This is a genomic window from Paenibacillus sp. FSL K6-1217, from assembly GCF_045040735.1.
Lineage (GTDB): Bacteria > Bacillota > Bacilli > Paenibacillales > Paenibacillaceae > Paenibacillus_AQ.
In genome coordinates this window covers 2,412,859-2,437,538 of record NZ_CP150271.1, presented here as the reverse complement: position 1 = coordinate 2,437,538, position 24,680 = coordinate 2,412,859, and the positions used below count along the sequence as shown (strand labels likewise).

The window sequence follows — 24,680 nt, the reverse complement described above, 5'->3', positions numbered from 1 at the left end:
AATTGTCGGAAGTAAGCATAAAGACTCATTGCATCCGCGATCCACTGCAAAACGTTATGAATTTACTAGATTTACAGCATTGCAAAATACGTTCATAGGACTTAAGGATTAGTCGGGTAAGGTTTTGACATTCAGACAAGCTATGACTATAGAACGTCTATAGTAAAGAAGTGCAAAGCAGGTATTTTACCCTTATGCACAATTTCAACAATTTGTGAATATTACAGAACAATCTTCATTTTGCCCGAAAAAAGAGACACCTCCCGCAGGAAATCCCGCAGGCGTGTCTCTCTGGGCAGAAGCTAGAATTTGAAAATATGGATCGTTTTTTGCAGGTTGAAGACAGCAGAGGTCATCTTCTCCGTCTCTTCGGCTACGGATTGCAGGGCATGAATCTGTTCGTTCATCGCTGCGGATACCTCTTCGGTCCCTGCGGCTGTCTCCTGGGTGATGGCTGAGATATTCTCGATTGCCCCGGAGATTTTGAGCGCGCTCTCCAGCATCAGATCGCTCTCTGCGGAGAAGGAGGCGATCTGCTCGGTTATGTATTGGACGCTATGTACGATCTGGGCGAAGATATTAGCCGTCTCCGTAATCATCTCATTCTGCACCTGGACTACCTCTTCGTTGATGGCGATGTTATCAATGGCCTGCTTGATATCCGCTTCAATGCTTCGTACCAGCCCGAACACCTCTTTGGTGGAAGCAGTGGATTCCTCGGCCAGCTTGCGGACCTCCTGGGCAACGACAGCGAACCCCCGGCCGTGCTCGCCTGCACGGGCTGCTTCAATGGAAGCATTGAGCGACAGCAGATTGGTCTGTTCGGCAATTTCGGTAATCGTCTTGGTAATCATCGTAATGCCGCGTGCGTTCTGTGACAGGGCCTCGATCGTATCCGCCACCTTCTGGGTAGCCTGGATATTCTTGCGCATGCCTTCAGCCTGGGTATCCACCGATTGCCGCCCCTGTTCCACCAGTTCCAGTGTATGGACGGATCGTCTGTTCATTTCCTTGGTGGAATTCGTATAATTGGAGACTTTGGTTTCGATGTCCTTGATCGATTCAGTCATGTCGGCAATATCGACGGAGATTTCATTAGCGCCGAGAGCCAGTTCATTGGAGGAGGAGGCCACCTGCGCCATGACAAATTTCAGGTTCTGGTTCTTGTCTTCAATCCCGCGGCTGGCGTCCATCACCTGCCGGGTAATCTGTGAGGCATCGGTGAGGATTTTTTTGAGCTTATCGATCATGGTGTTGAAGGAACGGCTGATGTCACCCATGGAGCCGTTCTCGTCGGCCCGGCTGGTGAAGTCTCCTTTGGCGATCGTGTGCGTCACATTGGAGATATCCTCAAATGAAGATGTAAGCGTTCTCTCAATGAAGCGCGCAAGCGGGTAAGTCAGTGCTGCCAGGACGGCGACAAGGATAATGCCGATGAGCAGCCTGTCCATAAAGATAAGCGTAATTAATACTGGAACAGCGAATAAAGCGGCAACCAGGTAACATCCGGTGACGATTTTTTGTTTCAACGGCAGCTTGTTCATCCAGCCCATAATGAAAGTTCCCCCTATAAATAAGAATGTGTATTGTCATATTATAGGGGATACTAGTGCATTTGGTCTATTGTTAAAAATCATATAAAGCTGCCGCCTCACGCAGAGCAGCAGCCACCGTATCCGCAAGTGCTGGCGGTGCGGTTACCTTGATGCCCTGACCCAGGGACAGAATGATCCGGCAGGCAGACTCCGGCGTGTTGAACTCGGCCTCGGCCCTGATCCAGCAGGGGTCCTCAGAAGGCTCCTGGTGCAGTAGGGCGACGTATCGCTCCTTCTCCAGCTCCTGCATAGTGTGGTCCCTGACCAGCAGGCTGACGGGGTACCGGGGCAAGGCAGATTTGAACGCAGCAGTCGAGGTCTCCCAATACCGGGACAGGTCGAAATCCTCAGGCTGCTCAAAAGGCTCATCTGAGACTTTGGCCTCAGAGATTCTGGAGACCCGGTAGGTCCGCAGTTCGCCGCCATGCTCCCCGACTACATACCATACGCCGCGCTTGACTACCAGACCCAGCGGCGCAATCAGCCGCTCGGCAACATCCTCCCCGCGCAGATAGGTGATGCTCACCTTGCGGTTCTCCCATAAAGCGGACTGCAAAGCGGAGAGGCAAGGGTAAGTCTCCCCGGAGGGATGCCATCCGGCACCATCGATGTGAATCCGCTGGCTGAGGAAGCTGAAGGGGGTGAGGGGCTGCCTGGTAGCAGCGGCCTGCAGCTTGCGGGATGCTGAGGAGAACTCCTCCTGAATGCCCAGCGCGTGCAGAATCGCCGGATCAGCGGGCACCAGCAGCGCGGCAATCTCCTTGGTGTTCATTCCGCTCAGGGAATTCCGGTAGCCGTCAGCCAGCTTCCAGCCGCCTTCCCGGCCGCGCTCCGCCAGCACGGGGATGCCGGAGAAGCTGAGCGCCTCCATATCCCGGAAGATCGTACGCTCCGATACCTCCAGCGTTTGCGCCAGCTCTTTGGAGCTGATTTTGCCGCGGCTCTGTAAGAGTTGAATGATAGTGATCAGACGGTCCGCTCTCATTCGGATGCCTCCCTACATGAATATTATTTATATATGTCAGTGGTTGTCATGTATAGGATATATATTAGACAAGAGTAAGGATTAGCGCAAATGATCTGCTAATCCGGGCAAGATAGCTGAAAGGGAACGGATCCGGGCACAGCTGATGACCAATTATTATGCCATTCCGCTGATGCGCAGCGAAGGAGCGGGGGCGGGGAAATTAATCGTTCATACGACCTTTTGGGATGAGTATAAGTACACCGGCAATTTCTATTATGATCTGTCCAAAAATGCGCTGGTGCGCATGGCCTACGGATTATCGCTCGAACTGGCTGCCGATGGCATCGCGGTCATACCGCTCTCACCGGGCTGGATGCGGACGGAGCTGGTCCTGGACAGCTTCGGCACAGATGAGGAGCACTGGCAGGAGGAGGAAGGGCTAAGTACCACCGAATCCACAGCCTATATCGGCCGCGCGGTTGCAGCGCTTGCTGCTGATCCTGAAGTGATTTCCATGACTGGTACTCCCCAGAAGGTAGGGGAGCTGGCACGGAAATATGGCTTTACGGATATGGACGGCCGGCAGGTGCCGCCATTCGTGATTTCCGGCTAAATATAAAACACTCTGGAGAGTGAGCGGCTGCTGCCGCCACTCCTCAGAGTGTTTTTTTTGCTTACTCATACCGTTAAAGGTAGGAATAACTTCCTAGACCAGAATAATCTCCTCAGCGGTGTTGATCTCCGGCAGTCCGGCCAGCTTCACCAGGACCTCCTTCGGCACCGCCTTATCAACGGTCAGGAGCATAATGGCGGCTCCCCCGACGATGGTACGGCCGACCTGCATGGATGCGATATTGACGCTGTTCTCGCCGAGCAGGGTGCCGACGAGTCCGATGATACCCGGTTTGTCGTTATGCGAGATGACAAGCTGATGGCCTTCAGGAGCAATATCGACCGGGAACTTGTTGACCTTGACAATCCGTTCGCCGTAGCCCTGCAGCAGGGTACCGGCAACCAGACGCTCTTCGTCATGCTCAGCCTTGAGCGTTACCGTGATGAGGTTGGTGAAGCCCTTGGTTTTGGAGGCCTTGGTCACCACTACGTTCACATCGCGGGTCTTCGCCAGATGCATCGAGTTGACGATGTTCACATCTCCGGCGAAGTGGCGGGTAAGCACGCCTTTGACGACATAACGGGTAAGCGGCTGGGTATCCACATCCGAGAGATCACCGGCATATTCCACATGAATCTCGCGGATTGCCCCGTCCGTAATCTGAGTAGCGAAGCTGCCCAGCTTCTCGCCGAGGGTGAAGTACGGCTGCAGCTTGTTCATCACGCTAGGCGCAACCGGCGGAATGTTCACCGCGTTGATGAACGGTTCATTGCGCAGGATATGGAGCACCTGCTCCGATACATCGATGGCTACGTTCTCCTGCGCTTCAATCGTCGAAGCACCCAGATGCGGAGTCACGATAATCTTCGGATGTGTAAGGAACGGGTGGTCCGCTTCAGGCGGCTCCTTCTCGAAGACGTCGAACGCAGCACCGGCCACAATGCCGCTGTCAATCGCTTCGACCAATGCCATTTCATCAATTACGCCGCCACGGGCACAGTTGATGATACGCATGCCCTTCTTCATCACTTCAAATTGCGGGCGGGAGATCATATGGCGGGTCTCCGGGGTGAGCGGTGTGTGAACGGTGATGAAGTCGGCACCGCGGACAATGTCATCGACCGAAGCCAGCTTGACTTCCATTTTCTCTGCACGGTCAGCCGTCAGGAACGGGTCATAAGCGAGGATGCTCATGCCGAAGGCCTTGGCACGTTTGGCAACTTCGCTGCCGATCCGGCCCATGCCGAGCACGCCCAGTGTCTTGCCGCGCAGCTCGACGCCGAGGAAGGTCTTTCTGTCCCATACGCCGGAAATCGTCTTCGCATAGGCTTGAGGAATATGACGGGCCAGAGCCATCATCATGGCAAAAGCATGTTCACAGGTCGTAATGGTGTTGCCGTCCGGCGCATTGATAACAACAACACCGCGCTGGGTGGCTGCCTCCAGCTTGATGTTGTCCACGCCGACTCCGGCCCGGCCGATAACCTTGAGATTAGTACCGGCTGCGATAATTTTGTCAGTCACGGTAGTCTGGCTGCGAACGAGCAGGCCGTCATACTCGCCGATAATTGCAATTAGCTCATCTTCACTTAGTCCTGTTTTTTTGTCTACAGTCACATCGCTTGCGTCCATCAATTGCTGAATGCCCAAATCGCTGATCGGGTCCGATACTAATACTTTAAACATGGTCTCTTGTCCTCCTTCAAATGGGAAAGCTATTATATATGCCAAGGATTACCGGGTAAGGCAATCCGCAGTACCAGAAGTTATAAGAGCCTAACGAGTAGCTTAACACCGGGGTAACGCGCTGTCGCACAAAAGAAAAAGCCTGCACAGGTACCGGAATCACGGGAATATGGCAATAAAAAAACTCCCAACCCCATACTACTGCCGTAGTAAGGGACGAGAGTTGTCGTGGTACCACCCTAATTCACTGCGACGGTTAAGAAGCAGCCTCATTGGCCTGCAAAGGCCACACTGGTAACGGAGTGTTCCGATTGTATCTACTCTTGTGTTCAATACAATATCTCAGGAGCGCTAAAGATTAATGTCCGCCACCGGTTCCCACCACCCACCGGCTCTCTGAAGACTTCAGGTAATCTTTGTTCCATCATCGGTTTTGCTTGATTAATTTGTCATAATGTAACATGGTGATGCCAAGTGTGTCAATAGGATTCTTCTGCGCGGGTCCGCCTTGAAGTGGGCGGTGATTTTCGTTATGATGCAATAACTGGTCCTACTCGTAGAAGAAAGGGAGCTGCGGCATAATCTCCTTGCCGTAATATTGTTCCCGCCACTTGATGAAGTCCTGCTCCTGCACCGCTCCGGTGGAGATAAGCAGGGTGACGGAGGACTGGATATTACTCAGCTTCAACGAGCTGGCAGTTCCGGAGTAGATCATATCGTCAATCTTGGCAGTGATATCCTGCGGATCATATCCGGCATAGATGCCGCGGTTCAGCATCATGTCTGCGATGGATGCATTCTTGAGCAGCAGCGGCATTTTTTTCCACTGAACGAACGATAGTGTCTTCAGCTCACCGGACTGCTGCGGAATGGACGGGTGGGTCTTCGATCCCCATTTCAGCATGGAATCATAGAAGTTCTTCTGTGCCAGCAGTCCGAATCTCACAGCACTGGTTGTGAAGTTGTCGCTTCTGAGCAGTTTGGCGGCTTCGGCGCCGGAAGCACCCGCGGTCACCTTGCCGGACGCCTGGGAGAAGAGCGTGAGACTCTTAAGAATATTAAGCTGGGATTCATAGAGCAGCGGCGAATTGGTGAAGAGCGAATCCTGGGTGACCTTGTCATACTGCTTGTCCGCCAGAATGCTCAGGTTCTTCAGCGTTGCCGCATTCTGGCGTGCATCTGTGCTGCGGGCCAGACCGTCAAGCTGTTCGTTCCAATTGCGCTTGAATTCCCGGTAAGGCAAAAATACGTTATGATAAAAGGTAACAAGATCCTGCTGCTGGTAGGAGCCTGAGAATTCCTGGGCGCTCGGTTGGCCGTTCAGCTGTGAATATTTGGCCTCCGTCTTGTCTGCTCCAACCTTGACTCCCGTGAAAAATGAAGCGAATGCGGATATTAGAAAAAACAAAAAACCTAGTGTGTACATCATTTGAGTGCGGGAGGTACGGCTGTTCATGATTAGGTGCTCCTTCGTATAGGTGAATTATCTTATGTAAAAACATTTATAGAACAGGCAGGTTATAATGAAAAAATTCAAATTGGGTGACATCAAAATTAAAAAGGCCGATCCACAGCAGTTAACAGACAAGCTGTTACTTATTAATCTGTATATTACTCAGGGCCTTACCTTATTTATCGGTTTGATATGGATATTATTACAGAAAAGAAATCCTATTCACATATTAAATTTTCCGGATAGTGTACATTTCGTGTACTGGGGCCTTGGCCTCGCAGTAATTATGCTTGCTGTTGATTTCCTGCTGACCCATATTGTTCCTGAAGACAGCATGGATGACGGGGGGATTAACGAGCTGCTATTCGGCAAACGTCCGCTATGGCATATCGTTGTCATCTCGGCGGTGGTTGCGGTATGTGAGGAACTGTTGTTCCGCGGAGCGATCCAGCATTCCCTCGGGCCGTATTGGACGAGTATACTCTTTGCCGTTATTCATGTCCGTTATCTGCGTCACTGGATTCCTACCGGCTGGGTCTTCCTCAGCAGCTATGGTCTTGGACTTATTTACATCCATTCGGGCAGTCTGTGGGCACCGATATTGTGCCATTTCCTTATAGATTTGTTCTCGGGTATGGTTATTCGTTACAGGAGGGTATCATGACAGAACAATTAAGCCGGGTAAGGTCCCGCCAGAAACAGCAGAAGAGAGAACAACAGCCTCCGGCGAGAGCGGGCAAGCGTCAGCCTGCTTACGGGGCAGCGGAAGAGCGTGCGGGAAGTCCGGTACCGGTGGCAGGAACGCTGTCCAGAAAAGAACGCCTGTCGGGGCGCAGGGGCGCGAGGCGTCCGGAGCATGAGGCGGCGCAGCAGGAAGGGGAGCAGACCCCATCGCGTGCGGAGAGCTATCCGTCAGAGCGAATCCGGTTCAGCAAAATGTTCATCAATTCGCTGATTGTGTTATTTCTGATGCTGCTGGCATTCCTGCTGTGGTGGGGAATTAATGGGGCACCGGATCTGGGGAGCTTATGGAATTGAACGCGCTGCTGATTCTACTGGGCGTGAGTCTGGCGGGAGCAGGGGGCATGGGCATCCTGATGGTTGCTGCTGCCTTCAAGAAACGGATCAACACTCAGGAAATTGTACTGGAGCGCCTTCCTGCCGCGTTCGACGGCTACCGGATACTGTTCATCACTGATATTCACCGCCGCCGGCTGCCGGAGGCCATGCTGACCCCGCTGCGGGGGAAGGTGGACGCAGTCTTCCTGGGCGGGGATATGACGGAGAAGGGCGCATCCATAGAACGTCTGCTGGAGAATATGACACTGGCCGCCTCCATTGCGCCGGTGTATGCCGTTCACGGCAATCATGATTACCGGGCGAACATCACACTGGTGGATAACATCATCCGGGGAAGCCGAGCCAGACTGCTGGTAGATGAGAACTGCGTCATTGAGCGGGACGGTGAGCAGTTTATTCTTACTGGGGTGGACTTTCCGAGGCAAGGCGGCAAGAAGGCCTACGGGCCACTGCCCGCCGTGGCTGAAGCGGATGCGGCAGCCTTTCGGATCATCCTGGTGCATGATCCGCTCTGGCTGTCCCGGCAGCAGGAGGTTCCGGCTGACCTGATTCTGGCCGGTCACACCCATGGCGGGCAGGTTGTGCTGCCCTTGATCGGGAACCGGCACACCGATGAGTTCTACCGCAGATATAATGCGGGAATGTATGAGATCCCCCGTAGCCATAGCGCGGCTCTCCCGCCGCTGAAGATGCTGATCAGCCGGGGGTTCGGCACCGCGCATCTGCCGCTGCGCTGGCGCAGCCCGGCCGAGATGCATGTGCTGACGCTGCGCTGCGGGCAGAAGCACAATGGAACGTAGGAAATGAATGTGATCGACAGATCGCACGAACAAAAACGGCTGTCCCGTAAAGAGGGCAGCCGTTTTTGCTGTATTACGAATTATACAGAGCTTAACGCATCTTCAGCTCAATGCTGCGCGGGTCTACAAAGCTGTAGCCCTTGCCCTCAAGCGTAGTCAACAGAGTATCAAGCGCCTCTACCGTCCAAGGCAGCTCATGCATCAGGATATTGCTTCCGGAATGGAGCTGGCTGGTGACGTTGCTGACCAGCTTGCTGGTCTTGTCGGTATCCTTGGCCTTCATCTCCCAGTCGAGGGAGCCATTGGACCAGGTCATATAGAGCATGCCGTTGGCAGCGGCGATTTTTTTGCCTACGTCACCGCCTGCACCGTGCGGCGGACGGAAGAAGTTAGGGGTCTCTCCGGTAATTTCCTTGACGATATTCTGAACATCTTCAATCTGCTTCTTCACTTCGGCTTCCGGCTTATCCTTCAGCACAATGTGATCCCAGCTGTGGTTGCCGAGCACGCCGCCCCGGTTGTGGATCAGCTCCAGCAGCTCGGGATGCTCCTTCACCCGGTAACCGTTGACGAAGAAGATCGCTTTGGCCTTGTGCTTGTCCAGCGTATCCATCAGCGGATTGATTAATTCCGCTTCCTTCGGCCCGTCGTCGAAGGTCAGCAGGACAACCTTCTTGTTCGTCGCCGGATCATTCGGGACGATATCGTAATTCTTGTTCATGTGGTACAGCAGCGGCACCTCCGCATCGCTGGCTGAAGATGACGGCTGTGCGGCGGGACTGTCCGTTCCGCTTGATGCGGCAGGAGCCGTCTCCGGTGATGCTGTTGCCTCGGTCGCAGTTGTTGCTGTCGCCTCAGGTGCAGGTGATGCGGCCGTCTCCGCTGTTGCTGCCGCAGACTGCGCGGTTGCCGAAGGCTGAGGGGTCTTGTCCGCCGCCTGGCTGCCTGTATTGCCGCCGCTAGTGCAAGCTGACAGCAGACAAGCCGCCAGGAGCAGCGTTATTGTTGCTTTACCCACTTTTTTCATCTCGCTTTCTTGTTGTTTGGCTGTATGAGCGGCTATCTTTCCGCGAACACTAAGCATGATTTTACCATACAAGGAGGTTGGAGATATGAATACTTCGTCATTTCTGTGCGGGGTGCTGATTGGGGCAGCCGCCAGTATGATTATGTCCAAAAAACGCAGCGCCATGATGTCTGCCCTGATGCATTCGAACGGTTCTTCGTACAATGCGGGTGACAAGGCAAAGGACAAGATCATGGGGATGGCCATGACCGGCTTCGGAAGCACGGCAGCAGGCAGCCACAGCCACGACCATTCAGGCTCTCATGCATCCGGCAGCAGCGATCATAAAGAGGATTCCCCCGTAAAGTCCAAAGAATCAAATCTGAACATGCTGAAGGATTTCATCCGCAGCAACCCTGATGTGAAGCATGAAGTCGAGCAGATTCTCAAAGATACTCATACCGCCATACCGGGTTTGTAACCTGATTTAGCCGCTGCAGAATCATTCCGGCAAGGACAGCTTCGCCGGAATGATTCTTTTTTATATGGCTTTTACAGATAATGGGCCACAAATTGGGCTGAATCTATATTTATTTACGTGCATTTGTAGCGTCAAAATGATAACATACATACATAGTAACCATTTTTGGCTCATTACTCGGGACTCATCATACATTAATATTAAATGAGCTTGCAAAAGGAGGATCCTGTCATGAGAATAGAGCGATTAAGTCAAGATAAGATACGGATTTTCCTCACTTTTGACGACCTGAGCGAGCGGGGCATCCAGAAGGAAGACATGTGGCAGGAGGTTCCCAAGGTGCACGACCTTTTTACGGAAATGATGGATCAGGCGTACAGTGAACTCGGTTTTGACGCTACGGGTCCTCTTGCCGTTGAAGTGTTCGCATTGCCCGCGCAAGGCATGGTCGTTATTGTGACCCGGGGGAAATATGATCACCATCAGTACGGTGGGGCCGGGGAAGATGAATTGCCTGAAGAGATTTACGAGATGGAAGTTACTCTTGAACAAAGCGACTCCATTGTATATGCATTCCGCGATTTCGAGGTTCTGGTTGAAGCGGCTCATGTGCTCATCGGCAATATTACTTCCCAAGGACAACTGTATTCTTATAATGATAAATGGTACCTCTACTTCGATCCGAAGGAATTTGAAGACTCTGCACTGGCAGGGCTGGTAGGCGTGCTTGCCGAATTCGGAGATTCCTCTCCGGTGACCCAGGCTGTTCTGGCCGAATACGGCAAGACGGTTATGGCAGAGAATGCCATTCAGACCCTGTGCAATCATTTTAAGCGCCAGGAATAAGGAATGGACGGGGAAGGTACCGGTCCGGCCTTAACGGGATTCAGCAGAGATTAGGTGTAAGCGCAAGGGAGGCTAATCGGTGCTTTTGTTATCGGTCATTACGTCAGCAGTAGCACCGGGACTTGCGCTGCTGACTTTTTTCTATCTGAAAGACAAGTACGACCAGGAGCCGCTCCTCATGGTGTTGAAGGTGTTTTTGCTGGGCATGATGATCGTGCTGCCGGTCATGATCATCCAGAGGGGGCTGGTGCTGGGGGTGGGCGGCGGTCCATATGTGGATTCCTTTCTGATCTCAGCCGGTGTGGAAGAGGCCTTGAAGTGGTTTGTGCTGTACCATATGATTTACAATCATACCGAATTTGACGAGCCCTATGATGGAATACTATATGCCGTAGCGATCTCGCTCGGCTTCGCAACGATAGAGAATGTAATGTATGCGTGGTACAGCAATGCTTCAATCGGCACCATGATCCTTAGGGCGCTGCTTCCGGTCTCAGGACATGCCATGTTCGGCGTAATTATGGGATACCACATGGGCAGAGCCAAGTTCTCGGGCGGGGTCAAGACGCGGAAGATTCTGCTGTTCTCATTGATTCTGCCCTGGCTGTGGCATGGAATCTATGATTTCCTGCTCGTCACGACAGCTAACTACTGGATCTGGTTTATCGTGCCCCTGATGGCGGTCTTATGGTACAGAGGCATGGGCAAGGTGGCGCGGGCCAACAGCCGTTCCCCGTTCCGCTTTTTGAAGCGCGAGGAAGAGGTTAACCTATAATCGAGATGGACACACTTAATCCTACAGGGCAGTTCCTTAAGGCAAGGAATTCCAGAAAGGAGAGAGGTGTCTTTTTTTGCGAGTAAAAGTTCGGATTGTCTGCAAGCAGTGCGGCGAAACCTACATATTAAGAGGAAACAAGGAGCAGGGGGTTATTCAGACCGGCTTCAAGCAATGCCTGTGCAGCAGTGTTAGCGGCTTTGAGATTGAGGAACGGGTCTGAAGACCGGATTCTTGAAGAAGTGCATAAGACTTCTCAGTTATTGTCAAACTAACGGCAATAAGCTACTGAAAGGAGCTATGCGGACCTATGTACAAAAGATTAAGTGCCATAATGTTCCCGCTTACTGCACTCTTGCTGCTTGGAGCGCTCGTCTGGGGGTATCAGGAGAATCAGGAGAAGAATTCGATTCTGATCAAAGCGGAGAACCAGTATCAGCGTGCGTTCCATGATCTGTCCTTTCATGTGGAGCGGCTTCACGGAGAGCTGGGAAATACGCTTGCCGTGAACACCACTTCCAACGGAATGCACCGCAAGGGACTGGTTAATGTATGGCGGATTACCAGCGAGGCGCAGAACGAGATTAACCAGCTGCCGCTGACGCTGCTGCCATTCAGCGAGACGGAGGAGTTCCTCTCCAAGATCGCTAATTTCTCCTACAAGGCTGCGGTGCGTGACTTCACCAAGAAGCCGCTGACAGAGGGGGAGATGGCGAATCTGAAGACGCTCTATGAGAATTCGGCGGAAATCTCCAAGGACCTGCAGAAGGTTCAGGACAAGGTCATCGGCAAGAAGCTGCGCTGGATGGAGGTCGAGACTGCGCTTGCTACGCAGCAGAAGGCTGAAGACAACACGATTATCGACGGGTTCAAAACAGTGGATAAACGCGTGGCGGCTTACCCGGAGCTGGACTACGGCCCTTCGGTTGCGAGCATCTACGATAAGCGGTCGGTGAAGAAGCTGGGCGGCAAGCCGGTTACCGCAGAGCAGATCAAGCTCAAGGCGATGAAATTTGCAGGACTTGGCGGTAAGGCACAGGTGAAGATTCAGGAGAACGGGAAAGGGACCGAATGGGCCTCTTATACAGCTACTGTAACTTCCAGTGACCATAAGGAGCCGGTCTCGATGGACTTCACAGTGGAAGGCGGACTGCTGATTTCTTACAACGACAACCGCGAGGTTGGGGCAGCCAAAGTATCCATGAAGCAGGCTGTGGAGAAGGCGGGCAAGTTCCTGGAGAAGAAGGGGTATCACGGCATGACCGCAGTCAGTGCGGACCGGTATGATAATCTGGGCAATCTGACCTTCGTCAGCAGCCAGGACGGCGTGCTGATCTATCCCGAGAAGATGACGGTTCGCGTTGGGCTGGATACAGGGGAAGCTACAGGGTTCCAGGCCAGCGATTATGTGCAGGAGCATAAGGAGAAGCGTGTACTGCCGAAACCAAAGCTGTCCCTGGCCGAGGCAAGAGCGATGCTTAATCCCGAGTTCAAGGAGCTGTACAACCGGCTGGCCTGGATTGAGAATGAAGATGCGGTGGAGCTGCTGACGTATGAATTCGGCGGCAAAATCAACGGCTCACAGTTCAGAATTTATCTGAACGCCGATGACGGCAATGAGGAATCGGTGGAAGAGGTGCGCACCTCTTCTGGGGCGCAGGATAGATAGAGGACGGCTAAGTTCCGCTATACCCTCTATAATTGATTGAGAAGACGTATTTCCGGAAACGGAAGGCGTCTTTTTTTGAAATATAAGACTTTATATGTTGCACACGATAGAGTATCCTTCTATTTCTCGCTGAAACGATACCGTCCTTAAAAGGACGGCAAAGCCGTTTCCACTTGTATGATGAACAATGAAGACTTCGCGCCGGTTGCTCCGGGAGCAAACCAATGCCTAATAATATTTCTGACCGGCCCCTGGAGGGCGTGCTATAATCGGTTTAGCATATATTACTAACTCAAGCGGCGGTGACTGGTTTGTATCCCAAAATCAACGAATATCTATACCTTCAGGTGGCCTCCAGCGATGCGGCAGAGTCTGAGATTCAATACCGGGCAAGGATTGCTGATATGGAGGACGAGAGCCTCCTGATCGAAATCCCTATGCAGGAGAGCAACGGACGGCTTAAGAAGCTGTTCGTCGGTGACGAGCTGTCGGTGTATTTTCTGACAGAGGGCGGCATCAAGAATTACTTCAATACCCATGTACTAGGATTCAAGGAAGACGTTATCCGCATGGTCCGGCTGCGCAAGCCTGCGGCAGAATCGATCTTCAAAATTCAGCGCCGCAGCTTCTTCCGCGTCAATGCCGAATTGGAGCTGGCCGTTAAGGATGCCCTGGGCAGCCGGTTTCTGGTGCGCACCGAGGATATCGGCGGCGGGGGGACGTCATTTTTAAGCGATGCCAAGATTACTTTGGGGGTGGCCGACAAGCTGGCCTGCTGGCTGCTCGTATCCTACCGGAACGGAAGCACGGAGCATGTGAATTTCGAAGGCGAGATTGTCCGCATCAAACCGCTGGAGACCGGGCGGAATCTGGTCATGGTTAAATTCTCGGCGATTTCCGATGCGGAACGCCAAAAAATTATCCGGTACTGCTTCGAACGCCAATTCGATTTCCGCAACCGCTGATTCCCCGTGCGGGAATCTTCAAAAGGGCCCTAAATCAGCATTTTTCTCCCTAAAAAAACCTCAATGTCATTTTGCACTGGGGTTCAAACTGTGGTATAATTTTATAAGTCGCAGGCAATGCCTGCTTTTTTCTTGAGAATATCAGCAAGTTTCTACAGAGTTAGGCCGGTTGGCGTATTTCTGCGGAAAAGCGTTTGAGGAGGAATGCCCCTTTGGACAGGCAGGGTACACATACTAACGACCGAATTAACGTCGCCATCGACGGACCTGCCGGGGCAGGCAAGAGCACTGTAGCCCGATTGGTAGCACGGGAGCTGTCTTACATCTATGTGGATACGGGGGCTATGTACCGGGCAATCACCTGGTATATGATCCGTGAAGGCATAGCTGCAGAGGAGCATGAGCTGGTGGACCGTAAAGTCCAGGATATGGCGATTGAGCTTCTGCCGGAGAAAGATGTGCAGAAAGTGCTGATTAATGGGGAAGACATGACCCCGCATATCCGCAGTCTTCAGGTCAGCGGCCAGGTGTCGCAGTACTCGAAGATTGAGGGTGTAAGATCCAGACTGAGTCACCTGCAGCGTCAGATGGCGCTCCGCAAGGGAGTCGTGATGGATGGCCGGGATATCGGTACAACCGTACTGCCGGATGCCGAAGTGAAGATTTTCATGACGGCAAGTGTGGAGGAGCGTGCTCTCCGTCGTTACAAGGAACTGAAGGATACGGAAACAGTGACTCTCCAGCAGCTTGAACATGATATTGCAGCGCGGGACCGGCTTGATGAAGGCCGGGAGATTTCACCGCTGCGCCGTGCCGAAGATGCTATTCTTCTGGATACGACGCAAATGGATATCCTTCAGGCTGTGGAAGCCATCGTCTCCCACTGCAGAACCTATGTTAACAGGGAGAGAAATCATTTATGATTTATGCATTTTGCGTGGCCTTGCTTCGTATGATTTATGCCATCCTGTTCCCGCTCAAGGTGGTGGGAAGAGAGAATGTGCCGAAGGAGGGTGGAGTCCTGCTCTGCGCGAATCACATCAGCCTGCTTGATCCCATGACGATCGGCATTAAGCTGAAACGACAGGTGAGATACATGGCCAAGGCGGAATTGTTCGACGTTCCTGTGCTGGGCTGGCTCATTAAGAAAGTGGGCGCTTTTCCTGTCAAACGTGGCGGCGTAAGCAAAGAATCCATTAAGACGTCCCTCAATACGCTTCGCAGCGGACATGTGATGGGCATCTTCCCGGAAGGAACACGGAACTCCGATGCCGGTTCGGCCAAGAAGGGGGCGGCAAGCTTCGCGCTCCGCAGCGGCGCAGCCGTTGTGCCGGCAGCCATCATCGGGTCCTACAAGCCGTTCCGCCGGATGACTGTTGTCTATGGCGAACCCATAGACCTCAGCGCATTTGAAGGTGCGGGAAGTGATTCTCTGGAAGCTGTAACCGATGTTATTATGGGACGCATCCATGAAATGATCAGTACCGGTAAGCCCAGTTCGCGTTAAGTCCGGGAGTCAAATCTCCTGCTTCCGTGAATAGCTTATAAATTACAGCATAACCGCTATTTTTTGGAACATACTAATCTACAAAGTGAAATGTGCTTTAGTGAAGCAATGATTGTTTTGAACTCTGCTCTACGCGGGTTTAAATAAATGGGGTTTTGAATCGAGGAGGGTAATCACATGTCTGAAGAAATCAAGAATCAAGAAGCTGCGGATAACGTTGAGAATAACGAGACCGTAGAAGGCACAGAAGCTGTGGAATCCGCTGTAACCGAGTCTGCAGAAGTTGTTGCCAGCAATGAAGAAGAAGTGACAAGCCAGGAAGGTCTGGAAATCATTTCTCTGAAAAAAGGCGATACCGTGAAAGGAACAATCGTCAAAATCGAAGATAACCAAGCTTATGTAAGCATTGGATATAAATACGACGGCGTTATTCCTATCCGCGAATTGTCTTCCGTACAGCTCGACAATGCCGCAGCAGCGGTAGAAGTTGGCCAGGAAGTGGAATGCAAGGTTGTCAGCATCAACGACAACAAGGAGAGCCTCGTGCTGTCCAAGCGTGCTATCGACAGCGAGAAATCATGGGAAGATCTGGAGAAGTATTTCGCTTCCCAGGAATCCTTCGAAGTTACTGTAGCTGATGTTGTCAAAGGCGGCCTCGTGGCTGACGTTGGCGCGCGCGGCTTCATCCCGGCTTCCATGGTTGAGCGTCACTTCGTTGAAGATTTCAGCGACTACAAGGGACGTACTCTGCGTGTCAAAGTGAAAGAACTTGACCGTGAGAACAGCAAGGTGATTCTCTCCGCCAAAGAAGTGCTGGAGGAAGAATTCGAAGCGAACAAACAGAAGATCATGGCTGAGCTGTCCGAAGGTCAAATCATCGAAGGTACAGTTCAACGCCTGACCCAATTCGGCGCATTCGTTGATGTTGGCGGCGTAGACGGACTGGTTCACGTATCCGAGATCGCTTGGAACCACGTGGAGAAGCCATCCGATGTAGTATCCGAAGGCGACAAGGTTCGCGTTAAAGTACTTAAGGTTGATCCTGAGAAGGGTAAAATCAGCCTCAGCATCAAAGCGGCTGCTCCGGGTCCTTGGGATTCTGCAGCGGGTAAGATTAACATCGGCGATGTGGTTACAGGCGAAGTTAAGCGCCTTGTAAACTTCGGCGCTTTCGTGGAACTGCTGCCAGGCGTTGAAGGCCTTGTGCACATCTCCCAGATCTCCCACAAGCACATTGGTACTCCGCATGAAGTGCTCAAAGAAGGACAGGAAGTACAAGTGAAAGTGCTTGACTTCAACCCATCCGAGAAGCGCGTCAGCCTGAGCATCAAGGAAACAGAAGAAGCTCCGGCTCCTTCGGCCAGACCAGAACGCAGCAACAGCAGAGACAGAGCGCCTAAGGAAGTGCTGAACAATCCTAACGTATCGCTCAGCAATGAAGGCCTCAGCTTCACACTGGCTGAACGTTTCGGCGACAAGCTGGACAAATTCAAGGGTAACAACTAATCCCTTTGTTATCTCATCATAACGGGTAAAGTAATCGGCGAGCCCTCGAACAGAGGGTTCGCCGATTGTGTTTTACAGGGCATATACGGGAGCGGCAAAACACCGGTAAGACGGTTAGCCAATTGTAATATTTTTTGCTATGATGAGTAACGTAAGGAAGACAGGAGGAATGAATATGGCAAGACCCGTAGTGGCCATTGTCGGCAGGCCTAACGTCGGAAAGTCGACGATTTTTAACCGGCTGATTGGTGATAGACTGGCCATCGTAGAAGATAAACCGGGGATTACACGTGACCGGATATATGGTGTATCTGACTGGAACGGCAAGTCCTTCAGTGTGATTGATACCGGGGGGATTGAGATTGACGGGGAAGACGCGATTCTGAAATCGATCCGTGTCCAGGCGGAGCTGGCGATTGAGGAAGCGGATGTGATCGTCTTCATGTGTGAGGCCAAGAGCGGGCTGACCAGTTCGGATGAGGAAGTGGCACAGATTCTGTTCCGTTCCGGCAAGCCGATCGTTCTGGCGATCAATAAAGTGGATAATATGAAGCGCACCGAGGATATTTATGAATTTTACAGCCTGGGAATCGGCGACCCGATCGGAATCTCAGGAAGCCACGGAACCGGGATCGGCGATCTGCTGGATGCGGTCGTTGAGCGTCTGCCGGATAAGGTGGATGAGGAATATGATGAAGATGTGATCCGTGTGGCCTTGATTGGCCGTCCGAATGTAGGTAAATCCTCACTGGTGAACGCTATCCTGGGTGAAGAACGCGTCATTGTCAGTGATGTAGCGGGGACTACACGCGATGCCATCGATACGCCTTTTGAACGGGATGGCCAGCGTTATGTGCTGATCGATACAGCGGGGATGCGTAAACGCGGCAAGGTCTATGAGAACACGGAAAAATACAGCGTAATGCGTGCCATGAAGGCGATCGAGCGCGCTGATGTTGTACTCGTTGTAATCAACGGCGAAGAAGGCATCATCGACCAGGACAAGCATATTGCCGGGTATGCCCATGATGCAGGCAAGGCTTCGGTCTTCGTTGTCAACAAATGGGACGCCATTGAGAAAGACGACAAGACGATGCAGAATTTCGAACGCACCATCCGCGACCACTTCCTGTTCATGAGCTATGCTCCAGTGGTGTTCCTGTCTGCGCTTACGAAACAGCGCCTGCAGAAGCTGCTGCCTGTCGTACAGCATGTGGCTCAGCAGCACGCGCTGCGGATTACCACCCATCTGGTCAATGATGTCGTCTCCGATGCCGTGGCGATTAATCCTCCGCCTACGGACAAAGGCCGCCGTCTGCGCATCAACTATGTGACCCAGGTTGCAACGAAGCCGCCGACCATTGTGGTATTCGTCAATGATCCTTCGCTGATGCACTTCTCCTACGAACGTTATCTGGAGAATAAGCTGCGCGCAGCATTCAATTTCGAGGGTACACCGATCCGCCTCTTTACACGGCGCAAATCCGAGAACGAAGGTTAGGGGAGAAGAGTAGTGGCGTTTGAACTTCTGGTGATCGTTATAAGCTATCTGCTTGGCTCCGTCAGCTTCAGTGTATTGCTCGCCCGGCTGCTTAAGGGCATTGATATCCGCCAATATGGAAGCGGCAATGCGGGAGCGACCAATACGCTGCGTGTGATGGGGAAGGGACCGGCCATACTGGTGCTGTTTCTGGACGTACTGAAGGGAATTGCCGCAGTCTGGCTTGGCACATGGGCCGGCGGATGGGGAAGCTGGGTCGCAGTGGTCTGCGGTCTCGCTGCCATCATCGGACATAACTGGCCGGTCTATTTTCACTTTCGCGGGGGGAAGGGAATTGCAACGACGATTGGCGTGATGGCTACGCTTGTATTCTGGCCTGCGCTGATTGCCGGTGTGATTGCTATTCTCGCTATTGTACTTACACGATACGTCTCACTGGGCTCGCTGATTTTTGTGGCGCTGACACCAGTGTTTCTGCTGTTCACTGAGCATACGACCCCCGAACTGTGGGGAAGTCTGATCATCGTGGTGTTCGCCTTCTGGCGTCACCGCAGCAATATCGTGAAGATCTCGCAGGGCCGTGAGAACAAAATCGGCTCCAAAGCCAAGGAGGGGAATCGCGTTGTCTGATAAAGTTACCGTGCTGGTCGCGGGCAGTTGGGGAACTGCGCTGGCTACTGTGCTGGCGGCTAACCACTCGGAGGTTTATCTGTGGACGCGAAAGCCTGAGCAGGCTGCCGAGATTAACGAAACACATATGAATCATCATTTCCTGCCGGGGATCAAGCTCCCCGGGAATATTATTGCCACCACGGACATGGAGACTGCCGTCTCCGGTTCGAAGGCGGTAGTCATTGTGGCGCCGTCCTCCGGTATGCGCCAGGTGGCGCACAGCCTGAAGCCGTTCTGGAAGGAAGACATGCTCTGCATTCACGCCACGAAGGGCTTCGAGACCGAGACCATGAAGCGGATGTCCACCGTGATCTCAGAAGAGCTGGGCTGCTGTGAGGGCGATATTGTCGTGCTCTCCGGGCCGAGTCATGCTGAAGAAGTGGTACGGCTCTGTCCGACCACAGTTGTAGTGGCTTCGCCGGATGAGAGCCGGGCCAAGGCGGCGCAGGAGCTGTTCATTAACAATGACTTCCGCGTATATACCAACAGGGATCAGCTCGGGGTAGAGCTGGCTGGTGCGCTGAAGAATATTATTGCGCTGGGTGCGGGTCTGTCCGACGGGCTGGGCTTCGGAGACAACGCGAAGGCGGCGCTGCTTACGCGCGGCCTGGCCGAGATCTCCCGGGTCGGGGTGGAGATGGGCGCGAATCCCTTAACCTTCTCCGGCCTTGCCGGACTGGGTGACCTGGTCGTGACGGCAACCAGCCAGCACAGCCGTAACTGGCGCGCCGGTTCCATGCTGGGCCAGGGCCAGCCGCTGAATGAGGTGCTGGAGTCTATGGGCATGGTAGTCGAGGGCATTCGGACGACCGAAGTGGCTTATGCCATCTCGTTGAAGCTGGGTGTGCAGATGCCGATCACCGACCAGATCTATCATGTGCTGTTCAAGGGCAGAACTCCGCGTAATGCCGTGGAAGCCCTGATGGGCCGTGACCGCAAGACGGAGATGGAAGCCATCTCCCAGGAGACCTGGGAGCAGTGGCATTCCTGATCACGTTCACCTTTTGCCGGAATATCTCATATGTTGTTAATGGGGATTGACGGAGGAGGGATGAACAGTGAGCAGAGATTTTTCCAAGGATGCTTTGAACGCCATCAATAAGAAGACGGGCAAAAACATTTCGGAAGGTGCCATCAAAAAACTGGCCGGTACGGTTAAGCCGGGCACGACTCAGAATGAAGCCCAGCTCCGCCAGTTAATTAAACAGGTATCAGCTATGGCTAAAGTGCCAGTCAGCGAGGCTACCGTGCAGGAGATCGTCAATGCTGTTAAAAAAGGCGGCGCCGGTTCCGGTACGATGGAGTCTTTAATGAAAATGATGCTGAAAAAATAGCATATCCGTGAAGTAAGGCCATCCTCCCGGGATGGCTCCTTTTCAGGCTGGGCATAACTCCGGAAGGTTACTTGATTCCGCGGTTTATGCCCTTTTTTTCGGTCCGCTGCCGTAAATCTATAAATTAATACTTAAAAAATGCCTGGTTTCACGCTATAATAGTCGCAATCCGGGAAAAGTGAAATGGAGGCGCATGACCAATGGACCCGATGACAAAAATGTGGCTGTCACTGATTGCGGTACTGATTATGGGCTTATCCGTTTTTTTGATTACTTTTGCACGCAGCAAGACGAAGGGCCTGCTTAGGGCTGTTTTATCGATCATTGCGTTTGTTATTCTGCTGATCGGGGTTCTTGGCGGGGCCGCTTCAATTATGTAAGCATTTACATTATACTCAGGCAGACGTATTTCTGACAGAATCATTAACTGATTTTACAGGAATGGGGCGTGTGTAGATTGATGGCCGGTTCAGGGATTCCCTATGTGCTGGAGTCGGCACTTGGCATTATAGCTGAGGAGCTGGATTATATTGGACCGGGTAAGCCGCCGGTATGGCTGCTGGGGGGGAGCTGCGGACTGCTGCTGCATGGGGTTCAGCTGAGTGCTGCTCCGCGCGATATTGACCTCTATTGTGATCTCGAGGATACCTTGCAGCTTCATCAGGCACTGCTGAGGTACACTGTCTGTGCGCCGGAAGAGGATTACAGCGGTGGTTGTTACTCCCTGCGCGGACTCTACTTCATTGGAGAGGCGAAGGTTGAGCTGGTGGGCGGATTCCGGATCGGCGGCGGCTCCGGGCAATATGCAGTGGATGTCAGAGCCTTGCAGGCTCATGCCCCGGTATGTACTTATGAAGGGATCGGCCGCCTGGCCCTGATGCCGCTTGCCCATGAGCTGATCTTCAATCTGCTGCGCGGCCGGGACGGGCGCTGCGAAGCTATTGCAGAGCGGATCAAGCGGGATGTAGGGAGCCATCTGCCGCTTCTGGAGCAGCTCATAGCGGAGAATCATCTGGAAGCCGGTCTGCAGGCAAGGCTGGACGGGCTGCTGGGGCTACCGGAATCCATACGTATATAACCTGAACCAAGGAAGGAGGCTGTATGATGAATGCTAAATCGCAAATAACGGTCACCTTCCTTCCGGCACAGCGCACAGCTTCCGTCAAGTCCGGTATTTCGCTGCTGGAGGCTGTGCGCAAAGCCGGAATCGTTCTGCCTACGCGGTGCGGGGGCAAGGCAGGCTGCATGATGTGCAAAGTGTCTGTGGAGCATGCGGATGCGGGAGCACTAAGACCTCCAGGGGAAGCGGAGCAGCGCAAGCTCGGCAGCCTGCTGGATGAAGGTGTCCGCCTGGCCTGTCAGGCTGCCGTATGGGGCGATGTCCGTGTGCATATTCCCGAGGACCCGCTGAAGGCGGCGGTACGCCGCAGACTGGAAGCGGCGCGCCGTGGAGAAGCGGAGGAGCTATGGTGACTGTCACTCCCGGCGCATATGCACACAGAAGCGAACAGAGAGGAGCTTGCTGATGAACTCTATGTACACTTTGAAGCTCCGGCAGAGGCGGACGAGGGCGGCGGTGCTGTTGCCGTTGCTTGTCCTGCTCGCCTTGTCGCTAAGCGGCTGTATGTATCCCAAGGAGCAGCAGCAGCCCGGCAGCGGCTACCGCGAGAGTGTGAAGCGGGTGCAGGCGGCGCTGGATGATTATCAGGCGGAGAAGGGACTGTTGCCGATCCTGACCAGCGACCAGACGATCCCCCGATACGAGAAATTCGTGATTGACCTGAATAAGCTGCAGCAGGAGGGCTACCTGGAGGAGATTCCGGCGGCAGCGTTTGAGAAGGGCGGAAGCGCCCATTTTCTGGTGCTGGATGAGGAGACGGACCCTCAGGTCAAATTGATGGACCTGGTGACTGTGCAGAAGGTTAACGATACCCAGCGCAAGGTGAACCTCTATAAGTCTGCGCACGGCGGGAAGCTTCCGGCAGGGGAAGAGCTGTATCCTGGCCTTACATCGATTGACGCCAAGCGGGCAGGAACCGGGACCATCAAGCTAGACAGTGTGTATTCGGGCCAGCCCCTGGAGTTCCTGATGGATCAGAACGGGACCGTCTATGTGGATTATAGCGCGGATATCTCCTCGGCTATCGATAAGAACGGCAGCGTGCCTGCGGCAGACCGTGATTTGCGTCTGGAGCTTACGCAGGCCTCCTATTATGTCCCCGTCAAGTCACTCCCTTATCTGTGGGTGGAGGGACGGCCTGTGCCGCAGGCTCCGCAGGAATAGCGTTATACGGTTATGACTTAAGCAGCAGTTCTCCAAGGACGGGGGATTGCTGCTTTTTATTGTGATGATCCCGTGAAGATTAGCAGTTCTAGGCAACAGGCCGCCCTCATAGACTTGATGAGAAGACTTCCGGGCGTCTTGACGCAGTGGCGAGCTAGAGCGGGTATACGAAATTTCAGATGCAAAAATGCGCGGACGCTGGTCATAAATCCGTTACGGATACATATGATGATACTAGTCCAAATGCATGTCCGAGCATTCGGAGTTTAGCGCGGGGCACCATTGTTCCGCCTCAGGCAAGTAAGCTAGGCTTCGGGCGGGCAAAGCTTAGTCCGGTGGTTGTCCTGCAAGGGTCAGTTTGCCGGCGGAACGCGAAGTCGATGCTCTTCAGGCATTTTTTCTTCGGAGTAATATGAGGAGGGGATCTCTTTTGGAAAAAGTGGATATTTTCAAGGACATTGCCGAGCGTACCGGCGGAGACATTTATCTCGGCGTCGTCGGCGCGGTTCGCACGGGGAAATCGACATTCATCAAGCGCTTCATGGAAACAATTGTTCTGCCGAACATCACCAGTGAAGCGGACCGGGTAAGAGCGGTCGATGAGCTGCCGCAAAGTGCGGCAGGCAAAACCATCATGACTACCGAGCCTAAATTCGTACCCAACAATGCGGTGCAGATTAAGGTGGCCGAAGGCCTGGAGGTCAACGTCCGGCTGGTCGATTGTGTAGGCTATGCAGTGGAAGGCGCAAAAGGGTATGAGGATGAGAATGGTCCGCGGATGATCTCGACCCCATGGTTCGAGGAACCGATTCCTTTTCAGGAAGCGGCTGAAATCGGGACACGCAAGGTAATTCAGGAGCACTCTACTCTGGGTGTGGTAGTCACTACCGATGGTACGATTGCCGAGATTCCGCGGAGCTCGTATGTAGATTCCGAGGAACGCGTGATCGCAGAGCTGAAGGAGGTCGGCAAGCCGTTCGTGCTGGTCATTAACTCCACCCGGCCGCGCAGTGAGGAAGTCCAGCAGCTCCGCAGTGAGCTTGCCCTCAAATATGATATTCCGGTGATGACGCTCAGCGCTGCGAATATGACCGAGGATGATGTGACCGGCGTACTGCGCGAAGTACTCTATGAATTCCCAGTACATGAGGTCAATGTGAACCTGCCAAGCTGGGTGATGGTGCTGGGCGAGAATCATTGGCTGCGCAGCAGCTATGAGAACTCCGTCCGCGATACCGTGAAGGATATCCGCCGTCTGCGTGATGTGGACCGTCTGGTCTCCCAGTTTACCGAATATGACTTCATCGACCGGGCAGGCCTCAGCGGTATGAATATGGGCCAGGGGGTAGCCGAGATCGACCTCTATGCTCCCGAAGAGCTGTATGATCAGGTGCTGATGGAGGTTGTCGGGGTCGAGATCCGGGGCAAGGATCACCTGCTCCAGCTGATGCAGGACTTCTCCCATGCCAAGCGCGAATATGACCGCTTCTCGGAAGCGCTGGAGATGGTCAAGACTACCGGGTACGGCATCGCCGCCCCTTCCCTGGCCGAGATGGCGCTGGATGAACCTGAGCTGATCCGTCAAGGCTCCCGCTTCGGCGTCCGGCTGAAGGCGACGGCACCGTCGATCCATATGATCCGGGTGGATGTCGAGTCCGAGTTCTCGCCGATCATCGGTACGGAGAAGCAGAGCGAAGAGCTGGTGCGCTACCTGATGCAGGACTTCGAGAACGATCCGATCAAAATCTGGGAATCGGATATCTTCGGCCGGTCCCTGCATTCCATAGTCCGCGAGGGTATCCAGGGCAAGATTGCAATGATGCCGGACAATGCCCGCTACAAGCTGCAGGAAACGCTGGGCCGGATTATCAACGAGGGCTCAGGCGGCCTGATCGCCATCATCCTCTAAATTTCATAAGCTTGTCATGCAGAGCGGGAGA

Annotated in this window: 27 protein-coding genes and 1 other annotated feature; of the genes, 22 read left to right on the top strand and 5 right to left on the bottom strand. The window is 53.3% G+C overall.

All coding sequences use genetic code 11. The features are described from left to right. Positions 1-302: 302 nt before the first annotated feature. Positions 303-1,553, bottom strand: a complete 1,251-nt coding sequence (locus tag MHH28_RS10965) for a methyl-accepting chemotaxis protein (protein ID WP_405114768.1) — start codon at positions 1,551-1,553, stop codon at positions 303-305. 73 nt (positions 1,554-1,626) lie between these two features. Beyond that, on the bottom strand, positions 1,627-2,580 hold the full coding sequence (locus MHH28_RS10960; protein WP_405114766.1) for a helix-turn-helix transcriptional regulator: 954 nt from the start codon (positions 2,578-2,580) through the stop codon (positions 1,627-1,629). 145 nt (positions 2,581-2,725) lie between these two features. Here MHH28_RS10960 and MHH28_RS10955 point away from each other — a divergent pair, with 145 nt between their 5' ends. Beyond that, a complete protein-coding gene (locus MHH28_RS10955; RefSeq protein ID WP_405114764.1) occupies positions 2,726-3,175 on the top strand; it encodes an SDR family oxidoreductase in 450 nt (149 codons plus the stop codon). 93 nt (positions 3,176-3,268) lie between these two features. On the opposite strand, the gene serA is transcribed toward MHH28_RS10955, so the two are convergent. Both serA and MHH28_RS10945 read right to left on the bottom strand, forming a co-directional pair. After that, the gene (serA, locus tag MHH28_RS10950) at positions 3,269-4,861 is read right to left on the bottom strand and encodes a phosphoglycerate dehydrogenase (RefSeq protein ID WP_405114762.1); all 1,593 of its coding nucleotides are present in this window, start codon (positions 4,859-4,861) and stop codon (positions 3,269-3,271) included. Between the two features lie 209 nt (positions 4,862-5,070). Then, positions 5,071-5,298, bottom strand: a binding site (T-box leader). A 113-nt stretch (positions 5,299-5,411) separates the two neighbouring features. After that, positions 5,412-6,317 (bottom strand): hypothetical protein, encoded by a 906-nt coding sequence (locus tag MHH28_RS10945; RefSeq protein WP_405114760.1) that lies wholly within the window; start codon positions 6,315-6,317, stop codon positions 5,412-5,414. Between the two features lie 67 nt (positions 6,318-6,384). On the opposite strand from MHH28_RS10945, the gene MHH28_RS10940 reads away from it, so the two are divergent. The 3 genes from MHH28_RS10940 to MHH28_RS10930 are packed head-to-tail and all read left to right on the top strand — an operon-like array spanning position 6,385 to position 8,194. Beyond that, positions 6,385-6,978, top strand: a complete 594-nt coding sequence (locus MHH28_RS10940) for a CPBP family intramembrane glutamic endopeptidase (RefSeq protein ID WP_036698166.1) — start codon at positions 6,385-6,387, stop codon at positions 6,976-6,978. Continuing rightward, on the top strand, positions 6,975-7,352 hold the full coding sequence (locus MHH28_RS10935; RefSeq protein WP_405114758.1) for a hypothetical protein: 378 nt from the start codon (positions 6,975-6,977) through the stop codon (positions 7,350-7,352). The genes MHH28_RS10940 and MHH28_RS10935 overlap by 4 nt, the downstream gene beginning before the upstream one ends. After that, positions 7,343-8,194, top strand: a complete 852-nt coding sequence (locus MHH28_RS10930) for a metallophosphoesterase (RefSeq protein WP_405114756.1) — start codon at positions 7,343-7,345, stop codon at positions 8,192-8,194. Before MHH28_RS10935 ends, MHH28_RS10930 begins: the two co-directional genes overlap by 10 nt. Positions 8,195-8,285: 91 nt before the next feature. On the opposite strand, the gene MHH28_RS10925 is transcribed toward MHH28_RS10930, so the two are convergent. Further along, positions 8,286-9,221, bottom strand: coding sequence for a polysaccharide deacetylase family protein (locus tag MHH28_RS10925; RefSeq protein ID WP_405114754.1), 936 nt, complete (start codon positions 9,219-9,221; stop codon positions 8,286-8,288). Positions 9,222-9,306: 85 nt separating this feature from the next. Here MHH28_RS10925 and MHH28_RS10920 point away from each other — a divergent pair, with 85 nt between their 5' ends. The 18 genes from MHH28_RS10920 (at position 9,307) to spoIVA (ending at position 24,649) form a co-directional block, all read left to right on the top strand. Beyond that, a complete protein-coding gene (locus tag MHH28_RS10920) occupies positions 9,307-9,681 on the top strand; it encodes a hypothetical protein (RefSeq protein ID WP_405114752.1) in 375 nt (124 codons plus the stop codon). Positions 9,682-9,912: 231 nt separating this feature from the next. Then, positions 9,913-10,527, top strand: a complete 615-nt coding sequence (locus MHH28_RS10915; protein WP_405114750.1) for a genetic competence negative regulator — start codon at positions 9,913-9,915, stop codon at positions 10,525-10,527. 79 nt (positions 10,528-10,606) lie between these two features. Further along, a complete protein-coding gene (gene prsW / locus MHH28_RS10910; RefSeq protein WP_405114748.1) occupies positions 10,607-11,302 on the top strand; it encodes a glutamic-type intramembrane protease PrsW in 696 nt (231 codons plus the stop codon). Between the two features lie 76 nt (positions 11,303-11,378). Further along, on the top strand, positions 11,379-11,525 hold the full coding sequence (locus MHH28_RS10905; protein WP_173129171.1) for a hypothetical protein: 147 nt from the start codon (positions 11,379-11,381) through the stop codon (positions 11,523-11,525). A gap of 87 nt (positions 11,526-11,612) precedes the next feature. Beyond that, entirely contained in the window at positions 11,613-12,971 is a 1,359-nt protein-coding gene (gene ypeB, locus MHH28_RS10900; protein WP_405114746.1) for a germination protein YpeB, read from the top strand. A 311-nt stretch (positions 12,972-13,282) separates the two neighbouring features. Further along, positions 13,283-13,936 (top strand): flagellar brake protein, encoded by a 654-nt coding sequence (locus MHH28_RS10895; protein ID WP_405114744.1) that lies wholly within the window; start codon positions 13,283-13,285, stop codon positions 13,934-13,936. A 212-nt stretch (positions 13,937-14,148) separates the two neighbouring features. Beyond that, positions 14,149-14,859 (top strand): (d)CMP kinase, encoded by a 711-nt coding sequence (cmk, locus tag MHH28_RS10890; RefSeq protein ID WP_405114742.1) that lies wholly within the window; start codon positions 14,149-14,151, stop codon positions 14,857-14,859. Next, positions 14,856-15,443: a lysophospholipid acyltransferase family protein gene (locus MHH28_RS10885; protein WP_405114740.1), complete on the top strand. Its 588-nt coding sequence runs from the start codon at positions 14,856-14,858 to the stop codon at positions 15,441-15,443. The genes cmk and MHH28_RS10885 overlap by 4 nt, the downstream gene beginning before the upstream one ends. A gap of 177 nt (positions 15,444-15,620) precedes the next feature. Further along, on the top strand, positions 15,621-16,949 hold the full coding sequence (rpsA, locus tag MHH28_RS10880) for a 30S ribosomal protein S1 (RefSeq protein ID WP_405114738.1): 1,329 nt from the start codon (positions 15,621-15,623) through the stop codon (positions 16,947-16,949). 175 nt (positions 16,950-17,124) lie between these two features. Further along, complete coding sequence (gene der / locus MHH28_RS10875) at positions 17,125-18,450, top strand: ribosome biogenesis GTPase Der (RefSeq protein WP_405114736.1); 1,326 nt, start codon at positions 17,125-17,127, stop codon at positions 18,448-18,450. A 12-nt stretch (positions 18,451-18,462) separates the two neighbouring features. Next, complete coding sequence (gene plsY / locus MHH28_RS10870) at positions 18,463-19,080, top strand: glycerol-3-phosphate 1-O-acyltransferase PlsY (RefSeq protein ID WP_341184957.1); 618 nt, start codon at positions 18,463-18,465, stop codon at positions 19,078-19,080. Then, positions 19,073-20,113 (top strand): NAD(P)H-dependent glycerol-3-phosphate dehydrogenase, encoded by a 1,041-nt coding sequence (locus tag MHH28_RS10865; RefSeq protein ID WP_405114734.1) that lies wholly within the window; start codon positions 19,073-19,075, stop codon positions 20,111-20,113. The genes plsY and MHH28_RS10865 overlap by 8 nt, the downstream gene beginning before the upstream one ends. Before the next feature lie 67 nt (positions 20,114-20,180). Next, a complete protein-coding gene (locus MHH28_RS10860) occupies positions 20,181-20,456 on the top strand; it encodes a stage VI sporulation protein F (protein WP_036698146.1) in 276 nt (91 codons plus the stop codon). 200 nt (positions 20,457-20,656) lie between these two features. Further along, the gene (locus MHH28_RS10855) at positions 20,657-20,836 is read left to right on the top strand and encodes a DUF2768 family protein (protein ID WP_405114732.1); all 180 of its coding nucleotides are present in this window, start codon (positions 20,657-20,659) and stop codon (positions 20,834-20,836) included. Between the two features lie 77 nt (positions 20,837-20,913). Beyond that, positions 20,914-21,534, top strand: a complete 621-nt coding sequence (locus MHH28_RS10850) for a hypothetical protein (protein ID WP_405114730.1) — start codon at positions 20,914-20,916, stop codon at positions 21,532-21,534. Positions 21,535-21,560: 26 nt separating this feature from the next. Next, positions 21,561-21,929: a 2Fe-2S iron-sulfur cluster-binding protein gene (locus tag MHH28_RS10845; protein ID WP_405116999.1), complete on the top strand. Its 369-nt coding sequence runs from the start codon at positions 21,561-21,563 to the stop codon at positions 21,927-21,929. A 52-nt stretch (positions 21,930-21,981) separates the two neighbouring features. Continuing rightward, entirely contained in the window at positions 21,982-22,740 is a 759-nt protein-coding gene (locus MHH28_RS10840; protein ID WP_405114728.1) for a hypothetical protein, read from the top strand. A 430-nt stretch (positions 22,741-23,170) separates the two neighbouring features. Further along, the gene (gene spoIVA / locus MHH28_RS10835) at positions 23,171-24,649 is read left to right on the top strand and encodes a stage IV sporulation protein A (RefSeq protein ID WP_036727319.1); all 1,479 of its coding nucleotides are present in this window, start codon (positions 23,171-23,173) and stop codon (positions 24,647-24,649) included. Positions 24,650-24,680: the final 31 nt, after the last annotated feature.

Excerpts from the sequence above, each read along its gene's own strand:
- MHH28_RS10945 (WP_405114760.1), bottom strand. The coding sequence starts at position 6,317 with ATGAACAGCCGTACCTCCCGCACTCAAATGATGTACACACTAGGTTTT.
- MHH28_RS10855 (WP_405114732.1), top strand. The coding sequence starts at position 20,657 with ATGGACCCGATGACAAAAATGTGGCTGTCACTGATTGCGGTACTGATT.
- rpsA (WP_405114738.1), top strand. The coding sequence starts at position 15,621 with ATGTCTGAAGAAATCAAGAATCAAGAAGCTGCGGATAACGTTGAGAAT.
- MHH28_RS10840 (WP_405114728.1), top strand. The coding sequence starts at position 21,982 with ATGAACTCTATGTACACTTTGAAGCTCCGGCAGAGGCGGACGAGGGCG.
- MHH28_RS10885 (WP_405114740.1), top strand. The coding sequence starts at position 14,856 with ATGATTTATGCATTTTGCGTGGCCTTGCTTCGTATGATTTATGCCATC.
- MHH28_RS10940 (WP_036698166.1), top strand. The coding sequence starts at position 6,385 with ATGAAAAAATTCAAATTGGGTGACATCAAAATTAAAAAGGCCGATCCA.
- der (WP_405114736.1), top strand. The coding sequence starts at position 17,125 with ATGGCAAGACCCGTAGTGGCCATTGTCGGCAGGCCTAACGTCGGAAAG.
- MHH28_RS10925 (WP_405114754.1), bottom strand. The coding sequence starts at position 9,221 with ATGAAAAAAGTGGGTAAAGCAACAATAACGCTGCTCCTGGCGGCTTGT.
- MHH28_RS10915 (WP_405114750.1), top strand. The coding sequence starts at position 9,913 with ATGAGAATAGAGCGATTAAGTCAAGATAAGATACGGATTTTCCTCACT.
- MHH28_RS10960 (WP_405114766.1), bottom strand. The coding sequence starts at position 2,580 with ATGAGAGCGGACCGTCTGATCACTATCATTCAACTCTTACAGAGCCGC.
- MHH28_RS10965 (WP_405114768.1), bottom strand. The coding sequence starts at position 1,553 with ATGGGCTGGATGAACAAGCTGCCGTTGAAACAAAAAATCGTCACCGGA.
- MHH28_RS10955 (WP_405114764.1), top strand. The coding sequence starts at position 2,726 with ATGACCAATTATTATGCCATTCCGCTGATGCGCAGCGAAGGAGCGGGG.
- MHH28_RS10920 (WP_405114752.1), top strand. The coding sequence starts at position 9,307 with ATGAATACTTCGTCATTTCTGTGCGGGGTGCTGATTGGGGCAGCCGCC.
- serA (WP_405114762.1), bottom strand. The coding sequence starts at position 4,861 with ATGTTTAAAGTATTAGTATCGGACCCGATCAGCGATTTGGGCATTCAG.
- ypeB (WP_405114746.1), top strand. The coding sequence starts at position 11,613 with ATGTACAAAAGATTAAGTGCCATAATGTTCCCGCTTACTGCACTCTTG.
- MHH28_RS10930 (WP_405114756.1), top strand. The coding sequence starts at position 7,343 with ATGGAATTGAACGCGCTGCTGATTCTACTGGGCGTGAGTCTGGCGGGA.
- MHH28_RS10935 (WP_405114758.1), top strand. The coding sequence starts at position 6,975 with ATGACAGAACAATTAAGCCGGGTAAGGTCCCGCCAGAAACAGCAGAAG.
- MHH28_RS10845 (WP_405116999.1), top strand. The coding sequence starts at position 21,561 with ATGAATGCTAAATCGCAAATAACGGTCACCTTCCTTCCGGCACAGCGC.